This window comes from Martinezella rhizogenes (genome assembly GCF_007002745.1).
In the GTDB taxonomy this organism is placed as follows: Bacteria; Pseudomonadota; Alphaproteobacteria; order Rhizobiales; family Rhizobiaceae; genus Agrobacterium; species Agrobacterium cucumeris.
Genome location: NZ_SGNY01000004.1, coordinates 357,220 through 381,996 on the forward strand (window position 1 = coordinate 357,220; position 24,777 = coordinate 381,996).

Sequence of the window (24,777 nt, forward strand, 5' to 3'; positions counted from 1 at the left end):
GCCTAGGTCCAGATGCTTTCGGGCGTCAGGATTTCAAAGGGAACGATCCGCTGTTCGACGGAGGATGTGTCGCCATTCTCGACGCGCCGTAACATCACGTCGATCAATTGCTGCGGCATCCTGTCGAGGGGAAGCGGCAGAGAGGCGGTAATCAGCCCCTCATTGAGACCCTTGCGCGTTTCCGGGCCGATATCGTTGCAGACGATCTTTATGCCGCGCTGCTTTTCCGTGGGCAGCTCCCGAAGTGCCCGCAGAACGCCGGATATGCCACCGCCATTGACATAAATCCCCTTGAGGCCGGGTTCGGAAGCGATCATGTCGCGGATGATGACATAGGCATTTTCAGGCTCTTCGAAGGTCAGCAGTGTTTCCGCCACCTGCAATTCAGGTGTGTTCTCGCGGATATAGGAGCGGAAGCTGGCATCCGAAACATCCTGACACTGATAGCGGTTGCTGCCGATCAGCGGCACGGCCACCCCTTCGCCCTTTACTGTCTGGCTGAGGAACCATGCCGCAGTGCGACCGCGTTTCCAGCTGTCGGTTCCAACAAACCCCGCGCGGCTCGCCGCCGACAGATCAGATACGTAGGTTACCACGGGAACGCCCCTGCCCCGCAGCTCGTCGATTGCCTGGCTGACGAGTGGATGATCGGCCGTCACCACCGCGATCGCGCTGCAGGATTGCCCCATCTTCAGGAGATTGGCGGAAACGGCCTCCGGAGAGAGGTCGTCCTCGAACACGACATCCGGCTCGATGACGCTGTCCGGCCTCTGGCGTGCGGCGGTAACGATCCCCTCCGCCCACAACCGGTAGAGCGGCCGATGGGATTGCTGCAGCAGAAACCCGAGCCTGTAATGGGGCATGGCCTCACGACGGCGGTCCTTGATGGTGCCGAGACCATAAAAACCGATTTCCTCTGCAGCCTTGAGTATCTGGTCGATCGTATCCTGACGCACGACGGTCGAACCGTGCAGCAACCGGTTGACCGTGGAGATGCTGACACCGGCTGCCTTGGCAAGATCGGTAATGGTCGGGCGGTTCATGGCACCTCACAATCGTATCATCAATGAATGACATGGAATGATACGAAATGCAACATTAAATGAAATATAAATTCCATTCTCAAGAAAATGAAAGATATAAATCATCCTGTCATTTTGGCCCATCGGGAGAATGGGCAGGGAGGAAACAATGGCATTTTTCAGGAAATTTCTCATCGCGGGTGCTGCATCGCTGGTAATGGCATCCGGCGCGTTTGCGGCCAATATCGCCGTTGTCGGTGGCAAGAACGACGACGCATTCTGGAACCTCATCAAAAAAGGTCTGGATGACGCACGCCTCGTGGTCGAGGCAAATGGCGGCAAGGTCAATTATCTGCGCCTGCAAACCTACGACAATTTTGCGCCCGATGTGGTGCAGCTGATCCAGACCGCCATCAGCCAGAAGGTCGATGGTCTCGTGATCCCGAACTGGGTACCGGAAGGCGAAGACCCGGCGATCCGGGAAGCCATCAATGCCGGCATCAAGGTCATTCTCATGAATGCCGGTGGGCACGAAAAGGCCAAGGAACTCGGCGCGATCAACTATATCGGCTCCGACGAATATCTGGCGGGTGTGGCCGGAGGCGAATATTTCGCCAAGCAGGGCAAAAAGAACGTCATCTGCGTCAATACCGTTCCGGGCGCCGCCAATCAGGAGGCGCGCTGCAAGGGCGTCATCGACGGTATCACCAAGGCCGGCGGCGCCGGCAAGCAGCTGCCGCTTCCGGCCACCAGCTTCGGCGACGCCACCGCCGTCGCCGAGGCCATCAAGGCGACATTGCTACAGGACAGCAAGATCGACGGCGTCCTGACCATTTCGGCGGGCGATGCGGATTCGGCCGCCATCGGCGTCATGCAGGCCGGCAAGACCGAAACGGCCCTGCTCGGCACCTTCGACCTCAACCAGTCCGGCCTCGACCGGATCAAGGACGGGACGCAGGGTTTCGCAATCGACCAGCAGCCCTATCTGCAATCATTGCTGGCGGTAACGCTGCTGGCCTCGGCCATCGATTTCGGAACCGATCTGCCGACCGCCCCACTGCTGACGGGACCGAACATCGTCGACAAATCCAACATCCAGACCACGCTTGCCGGCGTCGCCAAGGGAGCGCGTTGAGCGGTTATCCGTAGCCACCTCCGATCCCCAAGGAAACCGGGGGTCGGGGTTTGACGGCAAAAGGATATCCCCTCGGCACTTAGGGCCAATATTGGAGTGAACGACGTGAAAAATCTCTCTTTGGGCGACCTTCTGCGCCGCCCGGAATCAGGCGCCTTTCTCGGCCTTGTTTTCGTTCTTGTCTTCTTCGTTGTCTTCGGCAGCATCGAATTCCTGAAACCGGCGGGTGCCGCAAGCTGGCTGAATGTCGCCGCCAATCTCGGCATCGTCGCCATTCCCGTCGGCCTTCTCATGATTTCCGGCGAGCTGGACATTTCCATCGGCGCGATGATCCCGGCCGGCGCTCTGACGGTCGCCATCATCACCGGTTATTACGGCATGCCAATCTGGCTCGGCATCATCGGCGCGCTTGGCCTTGGGATGCTTGTCGGGCTGATCAACGGTTTTCTGGTGATACGGACCGTGGTGCCGTCACTGATCGTCACGCTCGGCACGCTGTTTGCGGTGCAGGGGCTAATCCTCGGCTTTTCCGTGCTTCTGACCGGCACGACCAGCGTGGCGCTTAGCCCGGCGCAATCCGGCCCCATCGCCAAATTTCTCTTCGGACATTTCATCGGCGGCAGTTTTCAGGTCAGCATCGTCTGGTGGCTGCTGCTGACGGCGATCTATATCTTCTACGTCCATTATTCGCCCTTCGGAAACTGGATCTTCGCCATGGGCGGCGACCGCGTGAGCGCCCGCAACGCCGGCATTCCCACAGACAAGCTGACGGTCACGCTGTTCATCCTTTCCTCTGTCAGCGCCTCCTTCGTCGGGGTCTGTCAGGCAATCCTCTTCAATGTCGCCCAGGTTTCAGCCGGCATGACCTTCATCTTCAACTCCATCATCGCGGTCGTCGTGGGTGGAGTGCTGCTGACGGGCGGTTTCGGTTCGGTGATCGGCATTTTTCTCGGCACCATCACCTTCGCCATCGTCAACCAGGGCATCTATTTCACTTCGTTTGACCGCAACTGGTCGAGCCTCATCATCGGCGTCATGCTGCTGCTCGCAGTGCTGATGAACAACACCTTCCGCGTCATGGCGCTCACCTATTCGCCGAAGAAGAAGTGAGGCTGGACGATGACCACACCCATTCTCGAACTCAGAAACGTCAACAAGTCCTTCGGTCCCATCGATGTTCTGCACGATATCTCGCTGAAGGTGCGCGCCGGCGAGGTGCTCTGCCTGCTGGGCGACAACGGTGCTGGAAAATCCACACTGATCAAGACACTGGCCGGGGTTTATCAGCCCAGTTCCGGTGAGTTGTTGATGGATGGCAAGCCGGTCGATTTCGACGGGCCGCGCGATGCGCAGCGCATGGGCATTTCCACCGTGCACCAGTTTGGCGGAACCTTTCCGCTGATGAGCATCGGCCGCTCCTTCTTCATTGGCGCAGAACCCACGAAAGGTTTCTGGCCCTTCCGCATCTACGACCGCAAGAAGGCCAATGAAATCGCCGTCAAGGCGGTGCAGGAATTCGGCATCACCCGCATCGATGACGGCGACCGCCTTATCGGCGGGCTCTCCGGCGGCGAGCGGCAATCGCTCGCCATCGCCCGCGCGGTGCATTTTGGCGCACGCGTTCTGATCCTCGACGAGCCGACGGCGGCGCTGGGCGTGAAACAGGCGTCCCATGTCCTGCGCATCGTCCTTGAAGCGCGCAAGCGGGGGATCGCGGTGATCTTCATCACCCATCAGGTCACCCACGCCATCGCCGTCGGCGACCATTTCGCCGTCCTCATCCGCGGCGCAGTCGCCGCCAATTTCCGCAAGGGCGAAAAATCCCGCGAGGAGATCACCGACCTGATGGCCGGCGGTGAAGCGCTCGCCGATCTCGGGGCTGAGGTGGAAAATTACATGGCCAGCCATGACGGCCATCCGCCGCACCCGCCATCCAGTTAAGACATAGAGAAGGATCAAGACCGATGAAAATCGCCATCGACCCCCACATGCACCGTTTCACCAGCCTCGATGAGCTGCCCGCCAAGGTGAAGGAGCTTGGCTTCGACTGGATCGAACTCAGCCCCCGCGCCGATTTCCTCGAATGGTTCAAAGCGCCGCGTGTTTTTCCCGAGCGCATCAGGTCTTTCAAAAAGGCGCTGAAAGACGCCAATGTCGGTATCGCCTCGCTGCTGCCGATGTATCGCTGGGCCTCAAATGACGAGACCGAACGGCAGGCGGCGGTAAAACACTGGAAACGCGCCATCGAGATCGCCATCGAACTGGAGGTCGACACGATGAATTCCGAATTCGGCCGCGGACCGCATCCCGACAAGGGTTCATGTTATTGCTGCCATACCGGCTCGATGATTGAAGCCTGCGAGGACGCCTGGTGGCGCTCAATGGAAGAACTGGTGCCGATCTTCGAACGCGAAGGCATCAACCTGCATGTCGAGCCACATCCGGAAGACTGGTGCGAGACGCTGCAGCCGGCGCTCGACATCATCCGCACCGTCAATTCGAAGAACGTCAAATTCCTCTATTGCGCGCCGCACACCTTCTATTTCGGTGACGACACCAAGGCGATGCTGCGCGAAGCGAAGGATGTGCTCGCCCATGTGCATGTGGGCGACACCTTCAACCACAAGGCCAGCTCCGGGCTTCGTTATATCCTCAACCCGCCGGGCACGCAGGCGCGGGTGCACCAGCATCTCAATATCGGCCAGGGTGAAGTGCCATGGGACGACTTCTTCAGCACGCTTTCCGAAATCGGCTTCGACGGCATCATGACCTCCTGCGTCTTCGCCTGGGAAGACAGGGCGGATGAATCGAGCCGGTTCATGCGCAGCAAGATGCAGGACTATATCGACCTCTATTTCAAGAAATAACGCGGCAAACCAGCGCTGAGGCCGAGGCGGACCCAGCCTCCGGCCACGGCCATTGGCAACATCAAATGGAAAGACGACCGACATGATCAACGGAGAAAGACTGATTTCACGCCCGCTGCGCTGGGCCATGGTGGGCGGCGGACGCACGGGACAGGTGGGTTACAAACACCGCACCGGTGCGCTTCGCGACGGCAACTACCAGCTCGTCGCCGGCGCATTCGACCTCGATGCCGAAAGAGGCCGAGACTTCGGCGTCAATCTCGGCGTTGCGGCGGAACGCTGCTATGCGGATTACAAGGCACTGATTGCCGGCGAAACGACACGCGAAGACGGTGTTGACGTCGTCTCCATCGCCACCCCCAATTTCACCCATTATGAAATCACCAAGGCCTGCCTTGAGGCCGGGCTGCATGTCATCTGCGAAAAACCGCTGTTCTTCACCGTGGCGGAATGCGACGAGGTGGCGCGGCTGGCCGAACAGAAGGGCCTGATCGTCGGCGTTACCTATGGTTTTACCGGGCACCCGCTCGTCCACCAGATGGCGGCCATGGTCAAAAAAGGAATGCTGGGCGACATCCGTATCGTCGACCTGCAATATACCCACGGCTTTAATGCCGGTGACGATGTGGACGCGGGCGAAGCCGTCAAATGGCGCACCAATCCCCGCACCGCCGGACCGACCTTCGTGCTGGGCGATATAGGCACGCATCTTTATTATCTCTCGGAAGTCGTGCTGCCCCATATGAAGGTCGAACGCCTGCTCTGCGACCGCAAGGCTTTCATCCCCACCCGCGCGCCGCTGGAGGACCACGCCACCGTTCTGATGCATTACGACAATGGCGCACGCGGCCGTCTCTGGGTCTCCTCCGTCAATGCCGGTAATATGGGATCGCAGCGTTACCGTTTCGTCGGCTCCAAGGCGTCGCTTGAATGGTCCGACTCCCATCCTGACCAGCTGATTTACGAGGTTCAGGGCGAACCCGGCCGCATCCTGCATCACGGCATGCCCTATCTGGAACAGGAAAGCCTCGCCATCGACCGCATGGGCGCGCTGCATACCGAAGGTCTCGGCGATAGCTGGTCGAATATCTACCTCTGGATCGCCCAGGCGATCGATGCGGCAAATCGCGGTGACAGGGCCTTTCTGAAGACCCACCATTATCCCGGCATCACGGCTGGCACCGAAGGCGTTCGCTGGCTGGAAAACTGCGTCCGCTCGGCCGATGCCGGCGCCGCCTGGGTCGATTTCGCATAACCAGTTTGGGGGCGCGCCGGACCACTCTCCCGTCCTCCTCCTCATCAAGCGCGTCCCCATGCCTTTTTAGAAAGACAACACTATGAAACTCGCAATTTGTACTGATGTCATGGCAAACCTGCCCTTCACCGATATGCTCGACAAATGTGTCGCGCTCGGCGTCGAGGGCATCGAGATGACCGGCGGTGGCTGGTCCAGCGGCCCGCATTTCCGCGCGGACGAACTTCTGGCGGACAGGGGGCTGCTCAAGTCCAAGCTGAAGGAAATCAAGGCCCGCGGCCTCGAAATCGCTGCGCTGAATTGCTCCGCCAATCCGCTCGATCCCGGCGATATGGGCAGGCGCCACCTTAAGGAAATGCAGGACACCGTCCGGCTGGCCGGAGAGATCGGCGTGACGAAGATCGTCACCATGTCCGGCCTGCCGGAGGCAGCTCCCGGCGATACGGTGCCGAACTGGCTCGTCTACACCAAGAGCTGGCCGACCGAGATGCCGGAGCGCGACCGTTATCAATGGGAAGACCGCGCCTTCCCGCTCTGGCATGGGCTCGTGAAGCTCGCCAGGGAAGCCGGCGTCAAGAAATATGCGCTCGAGAATTTCTCGGCCATGCTCGTCTGGAACCCGGAAACCCTGTTCCGCCTGCGCAATGAGGTTGGCCCGACGGTGGGCATGAATCTCGATCCCTCGCACCTGATGTGGATGGGGGCCGATCCCATCGCCTCTGCCCGGGCACTCGGCGACGCGATCCACCATTGCCATGGCAAGGACACCCGCATCGAGCGTGGGCTGGCGGATGTGAACGGCCTCCTGGAGCTGAAAGACGTGACTGATGTCGCCAACCGCAGCTGGAACTACGTGGCTGTCGGCGCCGGCCGCGATCTGCAATGGTGGAAGGAGTTCTTCTCCGTGGTGCGCATGGCCGGCTACAATGGCTGGGTGAGCCTCGAAATGGAGGATTTCACCATGTCCACCGAGGCGGGCATTCAGTCCTCCATCGACGCCCTGCAAGCGACCATCAGCCGCTGAGACGAGCTCCCAGGCCGCAGAATGCGGCCCGGCACCAATCGCACTACGAGGATGCCATGACCAACCCGATCACCATCACCACCGCTCCCTGCTGCTGGGGCGTCGATGACGTCAAAAACCCCCATCTGCCCCATTGGGAAAAGGTGCTGGATGAGGCGAAGGCTGCCGGTTTCGGTGGTCTGGAACTTGGCCCCTACGGCTATCTGCCGCTTGATCTCAAGCGCGTTTCACAGGCGCTGGACGAGCGCGGCCTGAAGATCGTTGCCGGCACGATCTTCGACGATCTGGTCTCACCTGACAACCGCGACAATCTGCTGCGCCAGACCGACGAGATCTGCGCACTGATCACCCGTCTGCCGAAGCCGGAAACCCATGCCTGCCAGCGTTTTCCCGCCCCCTATCTGACGGTGATGGACTGGGGCCATGACGAACGCGATTATGCTGCCGGTCATTCCGGCCGCGCGCCGCGCCTCGATGCAACGGCGTGGCAGGGCATGGTCGAAAACATCCGCGCCGTTGCAACGCTTGCCCGTGACAAATACGGCGTGCGCGCTACCATCCATCCCCATGCTGGCGGCTACATCGAATTTGCCGACGAGCTGCAACAGATCGTCGAGGACATTCCCGCCGATCTCGCGGGCCTCTGCCTCGATACCGGCCATATGGCCTATTCCGGCATGGATCCCATCGCCACGCTTCGCTGCTATTGGGACCGTGTCGACTATATTCATTTCAAGGATATCGACGCCGCGGTTTTCAAGGAGGTGATGGCAGAACACATCTCCTTCTTCGACGCCTGCGCCAAGGGCGTGATGTGCCCGATCGGCCGCGGCTCGATCGACTATCCGGCGATCCGCAGCCTTCTGACGGAACTCGGTTACGGCGGTTACATAACCATCGAACAGGAACGCGACCCGCGTAATACCGGCAGCATTCTGAACGATCTGGCGGCCAGCAGGGCGTTTCTTGCCAAAAGCGGTTTCTGAACCGAACGGAGCAAAACCGTGACGCCTCGCGAGAGGCCGAGCCAATCGCGATCGAAATAATGGTCATTTCCGGCACATAAGAATCCTTCAGTCTGAAAACCCATATTTTTATCCGTCACATCCATGTAAAAGCCACATTGGAATATGAGCAGAAGTTTCAGAACGAATTAGCTTTGTTGACAGCAGCTTTGGGCAAATCCAAGATGCGCACCCATAAGATGAAGCATCGTTTTCTTTGTGTTTTCACGGTGATACGATGATGACCCGCCGCCAGACACTGCTTTTTGCCGCTGCTGCCACCGCTGGCCTTTCGGCCTCGTCCCATCAGGGCCGGACGGCGGGCCCATCGGCCCGTGCCGTCGGATTTTGGTATCCTGAGGAAACCGAACCGCATGAACGCACTTTCATGCAGTGGCCGGTGAACCCCGCCGTGCATGACGATGCCGATTTCCTTGATGACCTTCAAAAAACCATCGCGAAAATCGCCAATACCATTGCGGAGTTCGAGCCGGTCGTGATGCTAGCCGCGGCGCAGTACCATGACGCGATCCGCAAACAGGTGTCGCGCAACGTCGAATTATGGGACATTCCGACCGATGATCTGTGGTGTCGCGATTCCGGGCCGTCCTTTGTTGTGGATGGCAAGGGCGGGCTCGCCATCACGCAGTTCAACTTCAACGGCTGGGGCAACAAGCAAACCCACAATGCCGGCGGAAAGATTGCCGCGCGGATAGCCGAGCGTATGGGCCTTCCGGTTTTTGATGCAGGGCTGGTGGGCGAGGCTGGAGGAGTGGAAACCGACGGCCACGGTACGTTGATCGCCCATGAAAGCAGCTTCATCAATGCCAATCGCAACCGCGGCGACAAGGCAGAAATCGAACGGCTTCTCCTCGACACGATGGGCGCGCGCAAGATGGTGTGGGCACCGGGAATCATCGGAGCTGACATCACCGATTACCACATCGATGCGCTCGCCCGTTTCGTCAAGCCGGGGCAACTGCTGATCCAGATGGGAGACAAGATCGACCACGACGACCCGTGGTCGGTGGCAGCCTTCGAAACCCATGATATTCTGGCCGCAGCCACCGATGCCGAGGGCCGCAAGCTGGATATAATCATTTTGCCGGAACCCTACGACATTCGTGTCGATAGCGCCGATTTCGTATCTTCCTACGTCAATTATTATGTCTGCAACGGTGCGGTCATCGCCGCCGAATTCGGCGATCGGGAAGCCGATGAAGGAGCCGCAGCCATTCTTGGCAAGCTTTATCCCGGCCGGGAGATCATCACGTTAAATATCGACCCGGTAGGTGAGGTAGGCGGCGGCATCCATTGCGCCACCCACGAGCAGCCCAAGGTCTGATCACGTAGGGCTCATGTGCCTTTGACGGTGAGATGTGCCGGAGATCAAAACCGGCACGAAAATGGCGTCGAAGACTGAAATGACCTCGACGCCACTCGACCAATCCACCGGCAAGAACCGCCACTACGACCTTCAGGCTTCGACAGGCTCGTGAACATCATCCAGAAGAAAATGCACGGTCACATAACGTGTCGTGTATTTCTGGCCGCTATCGGACACGCTTTCGACGCTGCCACCATCTGAGGGGTGCCATTTCTGGTAATGAGGGTTGTTGGCAATCAGCGTGATCGCCTTGCCCGAAAGCCGGCCGCTCAACCGATAACGAGCCTCTGCCAGGGGCCAAATCTTCTCAAAATCCTGTTGGCTGATACGGGCTTTCAAGGCCTTCCGGGATATCGTTTCCCCGGACGAACCATCTTTGTGCTCCATCGGTGGAATATGCAGGTCAACCTCTTCCGTACCATCAAGCAGAAAGGCAAATTCATCTGGCCACATCCGTCTCACGTATCGCTCCTCCCAAAGCCTACCACCTTACAACACGATTATGATAACGCCTCCGCCGCGAGAGGCAATGGCGGATATGAACCTGCGCGCGCCAGCCTGCCCCTATTCTTCCAGGTCGATGCCGCATGATCTCCAATTGTTGTCGAAGATCAGGCATGGGATGCCCTCGCATGGCATCGATATTCACTAAGGGGGACGGCGCATGCTCCCATCAGCGACTTCATATAGTGCGGGGTATGGCCATAGCCATTTCCGCCATCAGTTTCAAATGAACGGAGTTCAGAAATTACGGAGAGACCTTGCCTGTCTAATCATCGGACGCACAATAAGCTGAACAACCGAATTGAAAACTCCCACCGGCAGACCCGAAAGTGCGAGAAGATCACGGGTCGGTTCAAACACCGCTTCAGGCTCAGCGCTTCCTCTCGGCCCACGATCAAATCAACACGATCTTCCGCCCCCGCCGCTTACACTCTACCCGCCATTTCATACCGCACGCCCAGGCTGATGCGTTCAGCCTGTGGGCTGAGTATGCCGCTGAAATGACAGTCCGAAACTGGCGACACCGCGCCGCTGGCACCCAACGCCAATCAACGTGGCAATTCCGATTCAAGATGCCTCCGCGAGAACGTAGTCTCCAGCTTTTGAAGGGACCTGAACTTACCACACTCAGATGAACACTATCATTATCTGGACCAGGGATTGATCACCTTCAGCCCTGCAGCCTCAAAAATGGCTTGTGTCAAGAGTTGCGATCACTAGGGCGTTTGCTGCCGCTGTGGCCAATGTAACCCTCCTGTCCTTGATCACCAGGGGCGACTCACAGCGACCTCATTTCAGCTGATGCGTCCGCGCGGAAAGTTTGTTTCCGTCGGGGTCGCGAAGATATGCGACGAACGCGCCGTTCGGACGTTCCGTGGGCGGGCTCTCGATTGCCATGCCGCCATGTGCGACACCAGCGGCATGCCATGCCACGACATGGTCGGGGGTCGTCGCTGCAATACCGATCGTTCCGCCGTTGGCAGCGGTCGCCGGCTTCCCGTCGATCGGTTTCGTTATCATCAACCGCCCTCCTTCATGCGCGTAGATCAGTCGACCTCTCGCATCCATCTCGCCGGGCTTGCCCCCCAGGGCAACAAAGGTCGCATCGTAAAATTTTCTGGATCGTTCCAGGTCGTTACTGCCGATCATGACGTGGGTGAACATGCTTTATCTCCTCTTAGGTGATAGCTGAATTTCATGATGCTATCGCTCGAAGTTACCTAAATATCTGGCTGGCGATGTGCCGAGTGCTTTCTTGAACATGGTGATAAATGCAGACACGGATTCATATCCAAGGTCGCCCGAAACCTGCTGAACTGTCGACCCGGCCGCAAGACTGCGGATTGCGACGATCAATTGTAGCTGCTGTCGCCAACGACCGAATGTGAGGCCGGTCTGGTGCTGGACGAGACGTGCGAGCGAATTCTCACTCATCCCGACCCGCCTTGCCCATAGCGCCATCGTACTGCGATCGGCGGGATCGTCGGCCAGCTCCGATGCAATTCGCACAAGCCGGGGCTCATCTGTAAGCGGGAGATGAAGATGCTCTATCGGCATCCGCGGCAATGCCGACAGAAGCAATGTTGCCATGAGTTCTGAATCTGCGGTCACTGCTGCGGGCTGATTAGCCATCTCAATGATAAGTTCCCGGATGAGCGGGGATAGAGACAGTGTGCAGCACCGATCCGGCAGATCGGCGGCGCCCGGCTCGATGAACAGAAAAAACAAACGGGCGTTGGCGGTTGCCACGTTGCTATGCGGCATGCCGCCGGGAACCCAGACGCCGCAATGGGGCGGCACCATCCACATCCCGCTTGGAACGCGACATGTCACGCCGCCCCGTGAGGCCATGACAAGCTGCCCTTTTTGGTGGCGGTGTTCAGGTGCCTCCCGTTCGTTCTGGGATACGTCGATCCTCACAGCGTGCACTCGCGCCGCGGACTTTTCTAGTTCGTGGTCGCCCAGGGCTGCTGAAAGGGATAAGGGCGGATGGTGGAATTTAGTCATCATTTGAGAGGATATCTAAATTCATCAACAGGCTTTGTCGATAGAGTCATCCCAGATAATTCGGAGAATGACGATGTCAGTGCAACATCATGAGCCTGGATACTGGTCTGATGTCTTTCAGACAGAAATTCGATTGCCTCAGACATGCGATTCCAAGCATTGCATCATGCTTTCAGACAGCGTGGGGCGCAGGGTCAGCCGCATAGCTATCGCACAAATGGCCGTGAAAGCCTTCCTTGAGAGAGTTGGCGTTTGGTTTGCCTGCCGATCACGGACACCGTCGGTCGTTTCAAGCGCTGATCTGTCTGATGCTTATATGCATGCATGCTTAGCGACGCCGTTTTTTTGCTACGTCTCGCCTGAACTCTACGGACTGACCACCTCCATGGGTGACAGAGGCACGACGCAGGTCGACGCTCACGCGGTGGATGACTTATGAGCGTTCGAACCTTTGTCACCCCCGGGAACGTGATCTTTTCATTGAAGACATTCCTGGCGGCAATGCTTGCTTATTACATCGCGATACGGTTCGATCTGCCGCGACCGTTTTGGGCCGTTTCAACCGTCTACATCGTTGCTCATCCCCTCTCGGGCGCCATCTCATCAAAATCGTTCTATCGACTGCTAGGAACGCTGATCGGGGGCGGCGCGACCATCATCATGGTCCCAAATCTCGCGAACTCGCCCGCACTGCTTTCCGCAGCGATTATCTTCTGGGTGTCAGGATGCACGTTCATCAGCCTTCTTGATCGCACACCCCGCAGCTATGTTTCCCTGCTGGCCGGATACACCGTGCTTCTCGCAGGATTGCCACTTGTCACGGCGCCGGCAAGCACGTTTGACACTGTCGTTGCGCGGGTCGAGGAGATCGGACTTGCGATCCTGTGTGCCTCGATCGTCAGCCACGTTGTTTTTCCAGTCCATGTCGGCACTACACTGCTCGGGCGGATCGATGCTTGGATGGCAAGGGCCCAGGCGCTCCTTGCGGCAACTGCAACCGCCAAGGCGGATCAAGCCCGAAACAGAGCGGAACGATACGCCTTGGCGGCAGAAGCGGCGGACCTGCGGTCGTTCACAGTCCACCTTCGATATGACGGATCGAGATATCGATCTGCCGTTTCGCTTGTGAGGTCACTGCAGCATCGCATGGTCGCCATTCTTCCGTTGTTGAGCGAACTCGAGGATCAGCGAAGGGCATTGGCCAGGCTCGATACTCCGGGCACGGAGCAGGCCATGTCGATGATTACGGCGATCGGATCAACATCATTAATCTCCCCGGAATTCTTCGGGATCAAAACCGATGCGCCAGCCTCTTTCGAAGCGCCTCGATCATGGGAAGTGCTTCTTCTTGCTAATGTTTCGCGGAACTTGCGGAATATTGCTCAAATTTCTCATGAGTATCAGTCGCTTCGAGACGCTTTGAAGGAAGAGAATGCAGCGAGGACAGTTGGTCGCTTCGCGTCTCGGGAAAACATCCCAGCCCAGCACGCTGACATCGCCATGGCGTTGCTTTCGGCACTGACGGTTGCGATCTGCCTCACCACATCAATCACCTTCTGGATCGCCAGCACGTGGCCCGATGGCATGGCATTTGCCCAGATTTCCGGCGTACTTTGCTGCCTTCTGGCGACGATGGACGATCCGGTGCCAGCCATGCGCAAATTCGCGTATGTCACCCTCTGGTCGGTCATCGCTGCGTCCGTCTATGCCTTCGCGATCCTTCCGCTGATCGATGGTTTTGTGCCGCTTGTCGCTGCACTAGGCCTCTTCCTGATACCTGCAGGGATTTGCCTTGCCGTGCCTTCGCTTGCGATCGTCGGCATGGGCCTTTGTATAAACTTTCCACTTCTTCTTACTCTTCAGGCACACCAGAGCAGCGACTTCATAATGTTTGCAAACTCGGGTACCGCGACTGTTCTTGGTATGGTCTGGGCGATCGTGGTGTGCGGCATCTTCCGATCTGTGAGAGCAGAGACGAATGCCAGGAGGCTTTTCTCAGTGACACAGGCGCATGTTGCCGGGATCGCGGCGGGCCAGCATGCCGACGCGCATGTCACGCGCCATCACGTCATCGACGTGGCAGGCATGTTTGCAGTCAGGGCGGAGAAATTACCTGCCACCTCCGGCACCTCCGATGCTGACCTGATGAGGGACCTGCGCGCGGGGCTGCACATAACGGCAATGCAGGTGCGCTCGGATGAAGCCTCGATACCTGTTTGTGTCAGGGCCGAAGTCATCTTCTCGGCGTTGGAGCTCTTGTATCGGATTACACCCGCCAAGCGTGGCGAGGCCATGGAGCGTGCACTTGGTATGCTGGACGCCTTTATGCTTTCAACCGCGGGCCTTTCCTTAACGGACGCCGACACGGAACTCATGGTGCACGCGGCCGCTCTTCGTCTGTGCCTTGCACCGGAGACGGATCCTCCGGTTTCGACAACGTCTCCATCGAATAGGAATGCCAGGTGACCGGACAATTCGATCTCTATGGTGTCTTCCTGCCTTGGTTATCCGCGCTCGCGGTGTGTGCATACGGTCTACTCCGGGTACTCATACCGGTGTTCGGCAGGCTGGGGCTTTATTCAGCGGTGTGGCATCGCTCGCTGTTCAACCTCGCGCTTTATATCACCCTCCTTGGCGTGCTTTCCGCTATTCTCAAGTGGTTGCAGACATGACAAATTATACCGTCACCTTGGGCAGAGCCCTGTTGACCTTATCCATGGTATGTTGCGCAGCGGTACTAAGCTGGCACCTGTGGTCTTTCTACATGGAAGCGCCGTGGACACGCGACGCTCATATCCGGGCAGATATCGTTCGTCTGGCACCAGATGTGTCGGGACCCGTCACGGAGGTTTTGGTATCCGACAACGCGCAAGTCGAAAAAGGGATGCCCCTGTTTCGGATCGAAGCAGACCGGTTTGAACTCTCGCTGCGCCAGGCAGAGGCCCAAGTGCGGAGCAGTAAGGCCGCAGCGGATCTGGCTAAGATCGAATTTGAACGATATCAACTGCTCGCCTCTAAAGAAGCCGCCAGCCTCAAGGAGCGGCAGCATGCAGAAAGCCTGCGGTACCAGGCAGACGCCGCTTATCAATCGGCACTCGTCGCCCTTGATCTGGCGAAGCTGAACCTTGACCGGACAACCGTGAAAGCGCCAGTCTCAGGCAAAATCACGAATTTCCCTTTACGTCGGGGCACCTATGTCTCCGTCGGAAATGCGGTCGGCGTGCTAGTAGAAAGTGACGCCATCTACGTTGCGGGGTACTTTGAAGAAACAAAACTCCCGCGGATCCACGTCGGAGATCGCGTGAAGATCGAGATCATGGGAGAACAGCAACCGATTATCGGCCATGTCGCAGGTGTTGCCGCCGGGATTGAGGATCACGAGCGAAGCGATACTGCAGGTTCGCTCGCTAGCGTTGCTCCAACATTTTCATGGGTCCGTCTGGCCCAGAGGATTCCGGTGCGGATTGAGATCGACCATGTTCCAAAGTCGGTCAACCTGATTGCGGGGAGGACCGCAACAGTCTCTGTTGAACCGAGGGGCAACTGAGGCGTAAAACCATCCCCTGCGTCGGAATGCGTAGATCGAGGTGCGCGCGCGTCCCAGCGTTTTCGTGACCCCGATCTGTCAAGAAGAGACTTGCGGACCCGTCGGCGCCCCATTTATCGTACGTCTCCCTCTCCGCAGGAGGATATAGCGAGGGGCCCCACACATCTCATTGCCTGATTTTTAGCCCGTCCAACCTGAACCCCAATGCCCAGTAGCCTGCAAGGATTCAGAGCCGGGCCGAGCGAACCTTCTGGCGTGCTATGAACATCGGAACAAGCTCTCATTTCCCGGCTGGCTGAGCTCGCCGTTATCGCGGCATCCTTGCCAGTCCCTTAGCGAGGATCGGTCCGGTCGGTCGCCCCGTCGGCGATCCACCCGTCTGCTCAAGTGTGATCTCATAGAGCTGATCATTTCTTGGTGATGGCAAGACCGGACTATCGAGACGTGCGGAGCGCGCACCTTCGATGAGGCCGAGGGAAACTGGCCCCATCTCCCGGGATGGCAGGGTCCAGACCTGGATCGTCTTGTCCCCGGGGATGTTGAAATCGGCCAGCATACGGATCGTCGCCTGCTCGTTGCCGAAATCCTCGACGACCGCCTGCACCTCCCCAGCATCATTGATCAGAACCGCGACGACAAGCGGTTCCACCGTCCGGGTCAGGCTGTAAGCGAGACCAATCGCGAGTAGAAAGGTGGCGGCGATGGCCGAGATCGCAGCCATTCGCCAACCGTTTCTACGGTTGTCATTGGCGTTTGAGATCAGAGGCATAACAGCGGCTTGATCCTGGACCGGCAAGGCCGCTTCGATGCGCTGCCAAAGCTGCTCGGTGACGGTAGCAGGTGCCACGCTCATGTCGAGAGGCAGGAAGCGCTCGCGGCTGGCAGCAATTGCGGCGCGCAGTTCAGCATCGCGTTCCATGGCAACCTCAACCTCGTCAACATCCGCGGCCTCTATCAGGCCCAGGACATATTCATCGGCAATGGCAGGGATATCCTTGCGATCGTAGGTCATGCCATGCACTCCCGGAGAGCTGCAAGGCCACGCCTGATCCAGGATTTGGTCGTACCGAGCGGAATGCGCAGCCTCCCGGCGATCTCGCCATGCGAGTAGCCGCCGATATAGGCCATAAGAATGCCGCTCCGTTTGCTCTCGTCGAGTCCGCCGAGGCAATCATAGAGCCGCGAACTGCGGTCCAGCCTGTGCCACGCCGCCAAGACCTCATCCGCCTGCTCGCTGTCGCGCAGGGCCTCCACTTCCTCGACGGTGTGCTCACGCTTTCCGTCCCGCAGGAGATTAAGTGCCCGGTTGCGGACGATGGCATAGATCCAGCCTCGGGCAGAGCCGCGATCGGCCCTATACTGATACGCATGGGTCCAGATCCGGATGAAGGCGTCCTGCACCACCTCTTCGGCAAGCTCACGACGCCGAACAATGCGCTCGGCGACCGCGATCAGGCGTCCCGCCTCCCGATCAAAGATCAGGCGCAGAGCGTTGCGATCACCCTTGGCGCAGGCAGCGAGTGCCGTATCGAGATCATCCGGCTTAGAGCCCATCAGCATCAATACCTTCTCCCAACACCGACGAAGAAGACTGTCGGCTTTGAAAGCTATACCCGCCGGATCGACGAATGGATGCAAGTCGAAATTATTTTTTCGCAGGCTGCATCCAAACGGCATGGCTCGCGTGTCTTCAGTTCAGGAAGCGTCGAGAGCCGAGCGCTACACGACTTCCGAACGGTTCAACACGGGAGAAAGACATGAAGATCATTCGTTTCGCACTGATTGCCTCCTCTGCTTCCATCGCAGTGGCATCAACCGCATTCGCTGCCCCCGTCCTCGGCCTGAGCGGCGACAGGACGCTCGTCATCTTTGATACGGAGAAACCGGCGGTGACGAAAAAGATGGACGTGACTGGCGTCGACAAGCTTGTCGGCATCGACTTCCGCCCCGGCAACAAGACGGTGATCGGCGTCACCCCGGATCATCGCATCGTCTCGATCAATCTCGAAACGGGCGCCGCCACCGACGTCGCCAGAATGGACAAGATGCTGACCATGACGCAAGCCCCTGTCGTGGTCGACTTCAACCCGATGGCCGATCGGCTGCGCTTCATGACCGGAACGACCAACCATCGCGTCCACCCGGATACTGGCGCTGTGACGGTTGACGGTGTGCTCGCCTTCGAGGAGGGCGACATGCACAAGGGCGAGACCCCGAACATCGTCGCTGCTGCCTATACCAACTCCGTCGGCAAGCCTGAAAAGACCGCCATGTATAATATCGATGCCACGATCGGCGCGCTGATCCAGCAGACCAAGCCGAATGACGGCACGCTGAAAGCAATCGGCAAGCTCGGCCTTAAAGACAAGCCTGCGGCCTATGCCTTTGATATTCAGGGTATGGCGGACGGCAAGAACGTGGCCTATCTCGCCGCATCCAAGACGCTCTACACGGTCAACCTCGAAACTGGAGCGGCAACCGAAGTCGGCCCGATCACAGGGCTCGACAACGAAGTGCGCGACATCGCCGTTCTGCCGAACATGTAATTCGGCAGACGTTTAACGATGAAAACTGAAAAGGCCGGCGACCTCAAATGTCGCCGGCCTTTCTGATGACGGAATGGTCCCGGACTACATCTTGCGCAGAAAACCTTGTCGATGACATGGATGACGCCGTTGGATTGTTTAATGTCGGCGATCGCCGTGTGCGCAACACCACCCATCTCGTTGGTGAGCGTGATCGTGCCCATGCATTCCCTGGCCTTCAGGATGCATCCGCCGACGATGAAACTTTGCGAATTTCGTCAGACGATATCAAGGCTATTTTTCGCCACGCCCGAATGGCCAGACGACGATGTTTCCCGCGAAGAGCGCCAACCACACCAAGTAAGGCTGCAAAGGCAACCGGATGAGATGGTAGGACCATTGCCATGGCGAAACAGTCGCTGCACCAAGGCTGTCAATGGCACGCTTGATATTGGCCGGGAAGACGCAGATTGCATAGAGCGCCAGGCCAATGCCGGCAGCTTTCCGCAGCCTTGGCACCAGAATTCCGACCGCACCGGCAATCTCGCACAGACCAGTCAGGAAAATAGCGGCCTCCGGCTCAGGAACCCAGGCAGGCGTGATACCGAGGAAGGGTTTGGGCAGGACGATATGAAGAATGCCCGCGAGACCATAGAAGCTGGATAATCCCCACTGGCACCGCCGCTGCCAGACATCAATCCTTGCCGTCACGTGCTATCCTCTGCTCGACATCCCTTTTTATGGCATTGAGGTTCGACTTGCGGCCCGCAACCGTCTCGATCGCTGCGATTGCCAGATCACTCGCGACGAAATCCGACTTGTGCCCGAGATTGTGCACGACGATCAGACAAGCACCACGAATATCGCGGGCGAGATGAAGGGAGTGGACCTCAGGGGAGACGATATTATCAGTATCGCCAGTAATGATGACTGTCGGCACTTTGATTTTGCGGTAATTCACGGAAGCCGCTCTGGCCCAGTCGCTCAAAGCCGCAACCTCTCTCGCATTGTGCCGAAATGCGAGCGGCCGCAGTGCTTGCAGGGCACGTGTCTTGTCGATGTAGCCGGCAGGAACCGGGTTCGGGGCAAAAACGCCTTTCGTGGCACGATCAATCGCCATAAGCCCGACAGCTGGCACGATAAGGGTGCTGAATAAAGTGCCTGTGACCGGGGCGCTGGCAGCGTCGTAGTACCAGGCGATCCCACCATTCCATGAGTAGACCGCCGGAGACAGGAAGACGAGGCCCGAGACCATGTCAGGATGGCGCACGGCGAAGGACGCGGCAATTGCTCCCCCGAAGGAATGACCGACAATAATAGCGCGGTTGATACCGCGCTTCTGCATGAGGACGGCAATGGAGTCGGCTTGACCGTCGGGCAAAATGTTCTGCTCACCACCGACGTCGGAATTACCGTGACCCGGGCGATCGAGGAACAAAAGCTTGGCCCGCTCCTGCAGCTTTGTCCGAAACGAGAAAATCGGATCGTAAAGGCTGGCGCTGGCACCATGAATGAAAACGATTGGTGGCAAGTCTGGATTCCGACCAGGCTCAAGCAGGACACTATTAAGTTTGAACCCACCGACATCGATACGGACTGGCTGATCGTCCCGCTTTGGCGCAGCAACCGCTTTAGAAACAATCAACGCGAAGCAGCCCATCATCAGAAGCGCAGCGATCAGGCAAAGAGTTCGATCCGGCATATCCTAGAGCTGCCTCGCGGTTCCACTGGCAAAGATCGGACCTGTCGGAAGGCCAGTCGACAACCCTCCGAACGGCTCAAGGCTGACGGCAAGCGCCGCACCCACGCTAATGGTCTGGCGCAGGTCAGCTGGAATGAGCAGCTCACCCTCTGCATCCGCCTACTCCACCTCAGAATTAACAGACTGAAACTTTTATCGGAGTTCCAGTCCGGGGCAAGGGGTGTACGGCTGTGTCACCATTTCTATTCGGCTCTCGGGATATGGAGGCACCGTTTCAAAAGCGGGCGTTCCCCGATTGGATTGCGGCCCGCAAGCTGTGGGCAAGACGACGCAGCTCTCAGGGTTGGGCTCTTGAAGGAATTCAGACCCGCGACCCGTCGTGGCCAAATTTCCTTTTTTCGAGATATTTTAGAGTAGATGAAATTTGCCCCGCCAGCATAGTTGATTTGAAACCGAGACCGGACTGACCCTTGCCAAAGTCCAAGCTGAGGTAGCAGCCTTTTCGACAGGACTAAGAAGAGGCAGTTCCCGATCTCATTCGTGTCATTCACAGCTGGATCGTGACATTAAGAAGTAACAATGAGCGCAGAAAAAACGGATCGCCGGCTTTGCGACGGTTGCGACGGAACGCTCCCTGAACCCTAGGACGACCTTTGCGATTTCAGTTGCCACAGCTTTCCATGGAATGATGGAAATGACCCTGCGGTCAGCCGTCTGCCGATATTCCTCTGTAGAGCCAGTTCCAGGTCCTGTCGAAATACAGGTCGACAGACTGTCTTGTATCAAATTCGGCGCTGCCCATCATCGCGGATGAGGTGGGCATTGCAACAAGACAGTGAATGAGATGGCTGGCGATCAGGCTCACATCCCCGGTCGCAACCACGCCCGCATCCTGCGCTGTCTGCACGGCATCGACGAGCCGGTTCATGATCGGATCGGGCTGCGGCGGGATCGGTCTTTTCTTTTCGAACACGACCGCTTCACTGAAGGTTATACGCTTCAGCGCAATGAGGTCCGGCTCCATGTTGATATGCAGCAATTCGCGCATCAGGGCCCGCAGGCGTTGAAGAGCGTTGCCCTGTGCCATCGGCAAGTCTCTCAGCCGTGCCACCGCTCGGGCGTGAGCATGTTCCACCACGGCTTCGAACAGGGCGACTTTCGAGGGAAAGCGGCGATAAACAGTATCCTTGCCTGCCCCGCACTGCGAAGCGACCTGTTCCATTGAAGTGCCGGCAAAGCCGCGCGTCGCAAAAAGCGTGGTCGCAGCGTCGATTATCCGCTCGGCCGCGGCGTTCTGTTCCGCCTTCAAGGGCCGACCGACCCGCGCTGTGGCGTTTGTTTTTTCCGACACCAGATTTCCTCCGCACTTGCCCGTGCCCGGCCTGTTTGAAGACGTCGAACAGGATTGCCAACATAAAAGTTGACCAACGCCTTCATATTAACTGGACAGGACGGTCCCGTTTGATTTATGCACTCTAGCAGATTTCCCAAGCTTCGACCATGGGGGCGAATTCGTGAAGCAAGGTCTTTCCTTTAAAAACATTCTGACAGCCACAACCTTTCTGGTGGCGACCCATGCCCTGGCGCAGGAGCAGGGCACACAGTTGGAAACAATCGTCGTGCAGGGCAATGGTGGGGCAGCCGGGACCTCCGCTGCGATTGTCGCCAAGTCCACTCGGTCGGCAACCAAGACCGGAACACCTTTAGCCGAAACGCCGCAATCCGTTACCGTGATAACGCGCAAGCAGATCGACGACCAGAACCCGCAGACGGTCGGTGAAGCGCTGCGTTACACAGCCGGTGTGTTGTCTGATCGGGACTCGAATTCGCGTTACGATTCCGTGTTTCTTCGCGGCTTCGGCGCATTTGGCACGGCGACCAATTATGTGAATTATCTGGATGGTTTGAAACTTCAACGTGGTCAGGCCTTTGCAACACCCTCCATTGATCCGTTTCTCCTTGAGCGCATCGACGTCCTGAAGGGGCCGGCAGCACTTCTTTATGGCCAGGTGAGCCCCGGCGGCCTTGTCAATCAGGTCAGCCGCAAGCCATCGAGCGTGCCGTCAAACGAGGCAAGACTTGAAGTCGGGACCGATGGAAGGGTGCAAAGCGGTCTTTATTCCACCGGCCCCATCGCCACGGATGGAACATGGCAATATGGTATCGGCATTGTTGGCCGTTCCTCCGGCACACGCTATGACGATGTGGATGAAAAGCGTCTCGGCATTGCGCCATCCCTCAAGTGGCAGCCGGACGAGGATACCTCGCTCGTTGTTTCCGGTTATTATCAGCGCGATCCGGAAGGCGGCTATTTCAACTCGCTTTATCCGAAGTTTCTGGCGCCCGCAGGTTATGCCGGTTTCCTCAGTCGGGACCTCAATGTCGGGGATCCCAACTACGACGCGTTCAGGCGCACCCAGTATGGTGCCGGTTACGAGTTCGAGCACAGGTTCGATGACCAGGTGACCATCCGCTCCAACTTCCGATATTCCGGCGTGGATACCGATATGCGTTCGCTCCAGATGAACGGGCCAATGTCCGCGACGGGTATTATTCCCCGCTGGGCTGTCCATTCCATCGAGGACGCCGAAGGCTTTTCCTTCGACAACCAGGCTGAATTCAAGTTCGAAACCGGCGCCATCGGTCATACGCTTCTTGCCGGCCTCGACATTCAGCGCTCAAGCAGCAGCTGGGAATATCTGCTGGGTGGCGCGACGCCGCTTGATGTGGCCAATCCCGTCTACGGCCGACCGGTCGGCCCGTTCATGACGGCGGTCGACAATGATCAGTCGCTTCGCCAGACAGGCATCTATCTCCAGGATCAGATCGAGATCGGCGGGCTGCGCGGTGTTTTCGGGGTGCGGCACGACTGGGCCCGTCAGGACACTGACAATCTCCTTGCCGGAACATCGTTGAAACGATCTGACAGCGCAACAAGCTATCGCGCCGGCCTGCTTTACCTTTTCGATAACGGCATTGCGCCTTATGTCAGTTATTCCACCTCGTTCGAACCTTCCACCAGCGTTGGTGCCAATGGCAGTCCGTTCAAGCCGACGGAAGCGCAGCAATATGAGGTGGGCGTCAAATACCAGCCCTCGGGGCTGGACGCCATGTTCACGCTCTCCACTTTCGATATTCGCCAGCAGAATGTGGTCTATTACAACGCCTCATCAGGCTTCAATGAACAACAGGGCGAGATCCACTCCCGCGGGCTGGAGTTCGAGGCGAGGGGGAACCTCACCAGCAATCTCGAACTTATCGCTGCGGTTTCCCTGCTCGACACGGAAGTTTCCGAATCCGGTATCACATCGATCATAGGCAACCGCCCGCAGGCCGTGCCGCGCTACTATGGTTCGCTCTGGGCGAACTACACCGTCGATTCCGGTGCGCTGGAGGGCTTAAGCGTCGGCGGCGGGATGCGTTTCGTCGGCTCCAGCTATAGTAACGACACCAATACGGTGAAAGCCGATGGCTATACCCTGCTTGACGCCGCACTTCGTTATGATTTTGGAGCAACGAACCCGAAACTCAAGGGGCTGCAGGCGACACTGAACGTCACCAACCTGCTCGACAAGGACTATTACTCCTCCTGCAGTTCCGAATATTATTGCCAATACGGCAACGGCCGCACGGTGCTCGCCGGCCTCAGATACAAATGGTGATGTCGCCGTGATCATAACGAGACGAGGCTTTTGCATCTCCTTTGCGGCAGCTGGCATCCTTTCCGGCATTCAGCCCGCTGGAGCCGAGCAACCGGTTACCGTGAGGGATATGGCGGGGCGCGAGGTGCACCTCCCTGCCCTTCCGAAAAGGATCGTTTTGCTGGAGGCGCATGACCTGCTGACGATGTCGCTCCTGCATCGCGATCCTGCGTCGCTGGTCGTGGGCTGGGCCGCCGTCGATCGGCTCGACAGCGGTGAATTGCAGACGATCCTGCTGAACGGCCATTCCGTCAGCACGGTCGGGACGCTGAGCCCGGACACGCTTTCCCTTGAAGGGCTGATCGCCCTGTCTCCCGACCTGATCGTGACCACGGCCTTCATGACGCCGCAGGGTGATGAGAATTCCCTGCTGCAGAGGCTGAAGGAGATCGGCATTCCCGTGGTCTTCAGCGACGCCTTTTCAAACGCGGCGGATGAGGCGAGGGCAAGCGGCCCGGTTGATGCGATGAAAGCATCTATGCGCATGTGGGGAACACTTCTGGGTGCTTCAGGCAAAGCAGAGGCCTATATCACCTTTGTCGAGCGGGAACTGGCGGGCATTGCAACGTGCGTTTCAGGTGCGAAGCCCGTCACGACCTATCTGGAGGTCCAGTCGACGCTCGACGACTGCTGCTGGGCGGCGGGCAGAAAGAACTGGGGCGAATTGCTGGCGCTGGCCGGTGGTCAGCCGCTTCCGGGCGTGGTCGCGCCGTGGTTTGAGAAGCTGTCGCTCGAATATCTTCTTGCCACACCGCATGAGGTCTACATCGCCTCCGGCGGTGGCTGGGCCTCGGGTGGCCGTCCGTCCATCGGCCCTGGAATCGACGCCGAACAGGGTCGACAGGGATTGCAGCACCTGATCGAGGGCCGCCCGAGTTTCGAACATCTGCCGAGCGTTCGTTCAAAGCGTGTTTACGGGATATGGACCGGGTTGATTACCAACTTGCCCCTCAACGTGCTGTTTATCGCCCAGGCAACCAGATGGCTGCATCCGGATCGATGTGCCGATATCGATCCAACCGCCATTCTCGACACCATCAATCGCGACTTCGCAGCATTTCCCATAAAGGGACCGCTGTGGGCGGCGATCTGAGACA

23 protein-coding genes and 3 pseudogenes are annotated in these 24,777 nt (G+C 58.2%); 15 read left to right on the forward strand and 11 right to left on the reverse strand.

The features are described from left to right. Positions 1-2: 2 nt before the first annotated feature. Positions 3-1,043 (reverse strand): LacI family DNA-binding transcriptional regulator, encoded by a 1,041-nt coding sequence (locus EXN68_RS14875; RefSeq protein ID WP_142841618.1) that lies wholly within the window; start codon positions 1,041-1,043, stop codon positions 3-5. Positions 1,044-1,191: 148 nt separating this feature from the next. On the opposite strand from EXN68_RS14875, the gene EXN68_RS14880 reads away from it, so the two are divergent. From EXN68_RS14880 to EXN68_RS14915, 8 genes are all read left to right on the forward strand, one after another. Next, entirely contained in the window at positions 1,192-2,157 is a 966-nt protein-coding gene (locus EXN68_RS14880) for a substrate-binding domain-containing protein (protein WP_142841619.1), read from the forward strand. Positions 2,158-2,262: 105 nt separating this feature from the next. After that, positions 2,263-3,267 carry an ABC transporter permease gene (locus EXN68_RS14885; RefSeq protein ID WP_193559525.1) on the forward strand — a complete coding sequence of 335 codons (1,005 nt, stop codon included), beginning with the start codon at positions 2,263-2,265 and terminating at the stop codon, positions 3,265-3,267. A gap of 9 nt (positions 3,268-3,276) precedes the next feature. After that, on the forward strand, positions 3,277-4,098 hold the full coding sequence (locus tag EXN68_RS14890; RefSeq protein ID WP_142841620.1) for an ATP-binding cassette domain-containing protein: 822 nt from the start codon (positions 3,277-3,279) through the stop codon (positions 4,096-4,098). A gap of 23 nt (positions 4,099-4,121) precedes the next feature. Continuing rightward, positions 4,122-5,024, forward strand: coding sequence for a sugar phosphate isomerase/epimerase family protein (locus EXN68_RS14895; protein WP_142841621.1), 903 nt, complete (start codon positions 4,122-4,124; stop codon positions 5,022-5,024). Positions 5,025-5,106: 82 nt separating this feature from the next. Then, positions 5,107-6,279: a Gfo/Idh/MocA family protein gene (locus EXN68_RS14900; RefSeq protein ID WP_142841622.1), complete on the forward strand. Its 1,173-nt coding sequence runs from the start codon at positions 5,107-5,109 to the stop codon at positions 6,277-6,279. Between the two features lie 82 nt (positions 6,280-6,361). After that, on the forward strand, positions 6,362-7,303 hold the full coding sequence (locus tag EXN68_RS14905; protein ID WP_142841623.1) for a sugar phosphate isomerase/epimerase family protein: 942 nt from the start codon (positions 6,362-6,364) through the stop codon (positions 7,301-7,303). Positions 7,304-7,359: 56 nt separating this feature from the next. Continuing rightward, a complete protein-coding gene (locus EXN68_RS14910; protein ID WP_142841624.1) occupies positions 7,360-8,289 on the forward strand; it encodes a sugar phosphate isomerase/epimerase family protein in 930 nt (309 codons plus the stop codon). A gap of 256 nt (positions 8,290-8,545) precedes the next feature. Further along, positions 8,546-9,652: an agmatine deiminase family protein gene (locus EXN68_RS14915; protein ID WP_142841625.1), complete on the forward strand. Its 1,107-nt coding sequence runs from the start codon at positions 8,546-8,548 to the stop codon at positions 9,650-9,652. A 132-nt stretch (positions 9,653-9,784) separates the two neighbouring features. On the opposite strand, the gene EXN68_RS27435 is transcribed toward EXN68_RS14915, so the two are convergent. Beyond that, a complete protein-coding gene (locus tag EXN68_RS27435) occupies positions 9,785-10,147 on the reverse strand; it encodes a hypothetical protein (RefSeq protein WP_161991360.1) in 363 nt (120 codons plus the stop codon). A 315-nt stretch (positions 10,148-10,462) separates the two neighbouring features. On the opposite strand from EXN68_RS27435, the pseudogene EXN68_RS27905 reads away from it, so the two are divergent. Then, positions 10,463-10,701: pseudogene (locus EXN68_RS27905) on the forward strand (DDE-type integrase/transposase/recombinase); the annotation flags it as partial. 286 nt (positions 10,702-10,987) lie between these two features. Here the strand turns inward: EXN68_RS27905 and EXN68_RS14930 are convergent. Continuing rightward, positions 10,988-11,362: a VOC family protein gene (locus EXN68_RS14930; protein ID WP_142841626.1), complete on the reverse strand. Its 375-nt coding sequence runs from the start codon at positions 11,360-11,362 to the stop codon at positions 10,988-10,990. Between the two features lie 39 nt (positions 11,363-11,401). Further along, the gene (locus EXN68_RS14935; protein ID WP_142841627.1) at positions 11,402-12,208 is read right to left on the reverse strand and encodes an AraC family transcriptional regulator; all 807 of its coding nucleotides are present in this window, start codon (positions 12,206-12,208) and stop codon (positions 11,402-11,404) included. A gap of 432 nt (positions 12,209-12,640) precedes the next feature. On the opposite strand from EXN68_RS14935, the gene EXN68_RS14940 reads away from it, so the two are divergent. Genes EXN68_RS14940 through EXN68_RS14950 form a run of 3 tightly spaced genes read left to right on the forward strand, consistent with a single transcriptional unit; the run spans position 12,641 to position 15,752 of the window. Continuing rightward, entirely contained in the window at positions 12,641-14,671 is a 2,031-nt protein-coding gene (locus EXN68_RS14940) for an FUSC family protein (RefSeq protein WP_142841628.1), read from the forward strand. Then, positions 14,668-14,877 (forward strand): DUF1656 domain-containing protein, encoded by a 210-nt coding sequence (locus EXN68_RS14945; RefSeq protein ID WP_142841629.1) that lies wholly within the window; start codon positions 14,668-14,670, stop codon positions 14,875-14,877. Before EXN68_RS14940 ends, EXN68_RS14945 begins: the two co-directional genes overlap by 4 nt. Next, complete coding sequence (locus tag EXN68_RS14950; protein ID WP_142841630.1) at positions 14,874-15,752, forward strand: efflux RND transporter periplasmic adaptor subunit; 879 nt, start codon at positions 14,874-14,876, stop codon at positions 15,750-15,752. The genes EXN68_RS14945 and EXN68_RS14950 overlap by 4 nt, the downstream gene beginning before the upstream one ends. Before the next feature lie 307 nt (positions 15,753-16,059). On the opposite strand, the gene EXN68_RS14955 is transcribed toward EXN68_RS14950, so the two are convergent. Then, on the reverse strand, positions 16,060-16,764 hold the full coding sequence (locus EXN68_RS14955; protein WP_142841631.1) for an anti-sigma factor: 705 nt from the start codon (positions 16,762-16,764) through the stop codon (positions 16,060-16,062). Continuing rightward, positions 16,761-17,306 (reverse strand): sigma-70 family RNA polymerase sigma factor, encoded by a 546-nt coding sequence (locus tag EXN68_RS14960; RefSeq protein WP_142841770.1) that lies wholly within the window; start codon positions 17,304-17,306, stop codon positions 16,761-16,763. Before EXN68_RS14960 ends, EXN68_RS14955 begins: the two co-directional genes overlap by 4 nt. A 203-nt stretch (positions 17,307-17,509) precedes the next feature. On the opposite strand from EXN68_RS14960, the gene EXN68_RS14965 reads away from it, so the two are divergent. Next, a complete protein-coding gene (locus tag EXN68_RS14965; protein WP_142841632.1) occupies positions 17,510-18,298 on the forward strand; it encodes a DUF4394 domain-containing protein in 789 nt (262 codons plus the stop codon). Between the two features lie 101 nt (positions 18,299-18,399). Here the strand turns inward: EXN68_RS14965 and EXN68_RS14970 are convergent. From EXN68_RS14970 to EXN68_RS14990, 5 genes and pseudogenes are all read right to left on the reverse strand, one after another. Next, positions 18,400-18,534 (reverse strand): annotated as a pseudogene (locus EXN68_RS14970) (fasciclin domain-containing protein); the annotation flags it as partial. 37 nt (positions 18,535-18,571) lie between these two features. Next, complete coding sequence (locus tag EXN68_RS14975) at positions 18,572-18,988, reverse strand: DoxX family protein (RefSeq protein WP_142841633.1); 417 nt, start codon at positions 18,986-18,988, stop codon at positions 18,572-18,574. Then, complete coding sequence (locus EXN68_RS14980; protein WP_142841634.1) at positions 18,972-19,979, reverse strand: alpha/beta fold hydrolase; 1,008 nt, start codon at positions 19,977-19,979, stop codon at positions 18,972-18,974. The genes EXN68_RS14975 and EXN68_RS14980 overlap by 17 nt, the downstream gene beginning before the upstream one ends. A 3-nt stretch (positions 19,980-19,982) precedes the next feature. After that, positions 19,983-20,135: pseudogene (locus EXN68_RS27910) on the reverse strand (anti-sigma factor); the annotation flags it as partial. Between the two features lie 550 nt (positions 20,136-20,685). Further along, positions 20,686-21,330, reverse strand: a complete 645-nt coding sequence (locus EXN68_RS14990; protein ID WP_237681412.1) for a TetR/AcrR family transcriptional regulator — start codon at positions 21,328-21,330, stop codon at positions 20,686-20,688. Between the two features lie 163 nt (positions 21,331-21,493). Between EXN68_RS14990 and EXN68_RS14995 the strand changes: the two genes are divergently transcribed. Together EXN68_RS14995 and EXN68_RS15000 are read left to right on the forward strand one after the other, a co-directional pair. Further along, positions 21,494-23,641 (forward strand): TonB-dependent siderophore receptor, encoded by a 2,148-nt coding sequence (locus EXN68_RS14995; RefSeq protein WP_142841636.1) that lies wholly within the window; start codon positions 21,494-21,496, stop codon positions 23,639-23,641. A 7-nt stretch (positions 23,642-23,648) separates the two neighbouring features. Beyond that, positions 23,649-24,773: an ABC transporter substrate-binding protein gene (locus EXN68_RS15000; RefSeq protein WP_205125321.1), complete on the forward strand. Its 1,125-nt coding sequence runs from the start codon at positions 23,649-23,651 to the stop codon at positions 24,771-24,773. Positions 24,774-24,777: the final 4 nt, after the last annotated feature.

What these genes read in the sequence shown, in the direction of transcription:
- EXN68_RS14965 (WP_142841632.1), top strand. Translation starts at nt 17,510, where the DNA reads ATGAAGATCATTCGTTTCGCACTGATTGCCTCCTCTGCTTCCATCGCA.
- EXN68_RS14940 (WP_142841628.1), top strand. Translation starts at nt 12,641, where the DNA reads ATGAGCGTTCGAACCTTTGTCACCCCCGGGAACGTGATCTTTTCATTG.
- EXN68_RS27435 (WP_161991360.1), bottom strand. Translation starts at nt 10,147, where the DNA reads ATGTGGCCAGATGAATTTGCCTTTCTGCTTGATGGTACGGAAGAGGTT.
- EXN68_RS14890 (WP_142841620.1), top strand. Translation starts at nt 3,277, where the DNA reads ATGACCACACCCATTCTCGAACTCAGAAACGTCAACAAGTCCTTCGGT.
- EXN68_RS14980 (WP_142841634.1), bottom strand. Translation starts at nt 19,979, where the DNA reads ATGCCGGATCGAACTCTTTGCCTGATCGCTGCGCTTCTGATGATGGGC.
- EXN68_RS14930 (WP_142841626.1), bottom strand. Translation starts at nt 11,362, where the DNA reads ATGTTCACCCACGTCATGATCGGCAGTAACGACCTGGAACGATCCAGA.
- EXN68_RS14910 (WP_142841624.1), top strand. Translation starts at nt 7,360, where the DNA reads ATGACCAACCCGATCACCATCACCACCGCTCCCTGCTGCTGGGGCGTC.
- EXN68_RS14905 (WP_142841623.1), top strand. Translation starts at nt 6,362, where the DNA reads ATGAAACTCGCAATTTGTACTGATGTCATGGCAAACCTGCCCTTCACC.
- EXN68_RS14950 (WP_142841630.1), top strand. Translation starts at nt 14,874, where the DNA reads ATGACAAATTATACCGTCACCTTGGGCAGAGCCCTGTTGACCTTATCC.
- EXN68_RS14895 (WP_142841621.1), top strand. Translation starts at nt 4,122, where the DNA reads ATGAAAATCGCCATCGACCCCCACATGCACCGTTTCACCAGCCTCGAT.
- EXN68_RS14880 (WP_142841619.1), top strand. Translation starts at nt 1,192, where the DNA reads ATGGCATTTTTCAGGAAATTTCTCATCGCGGGTGCTGCATCGCTGGTA.
- EXN68_RS14935 (WP_142841627.1), bottom strand. Translation starts at nt 12,208, where the DNA reads ATGATGACTAAATTCCACCATCCGCCCTTATCCCTTTCAGCAGCCCTG.
- EXN68_RS14900 (WP_142841622.1), top strand. Translation starts at nt 5,107, where the DNA reads ATGATCAACGGAGAAAGACTGATTTCACGCCCGCTGCGCTGGGCCATG.
- EXN68_RS14915 (WP_142841625.1), top strand. Translation starts at nt 8,546, where the DNA reads ATGATGACCCGCCGCCAGACACTGCTTTTTGCCGCTGCTGCCACCGCT.
- EXN68_RS14955 (WP_142841631.1), bottom strand. Translation starts at nt 16,764, where the DNA reads ATGACCTACGATCGCAAGGATATCCCTGCCATTGCCGATGAATATGTC.
- EXN68_RS14875 (WP_142841618.1), bottom strand. Translation starts at nt 1,043, where the DNA reads ATGAACCGCCCGACCATTACCGATCTTGCCAAGGCAGCCGGTGTCAGC.
- EXN68_RS14960 (WP_142841770.1), bottom strand. Translation starts at nt 17,306, where the DNA reads ATGGGCTCTAAGCCGGATGATCTCGATACGGCACTCGCTGCCTGCGCC.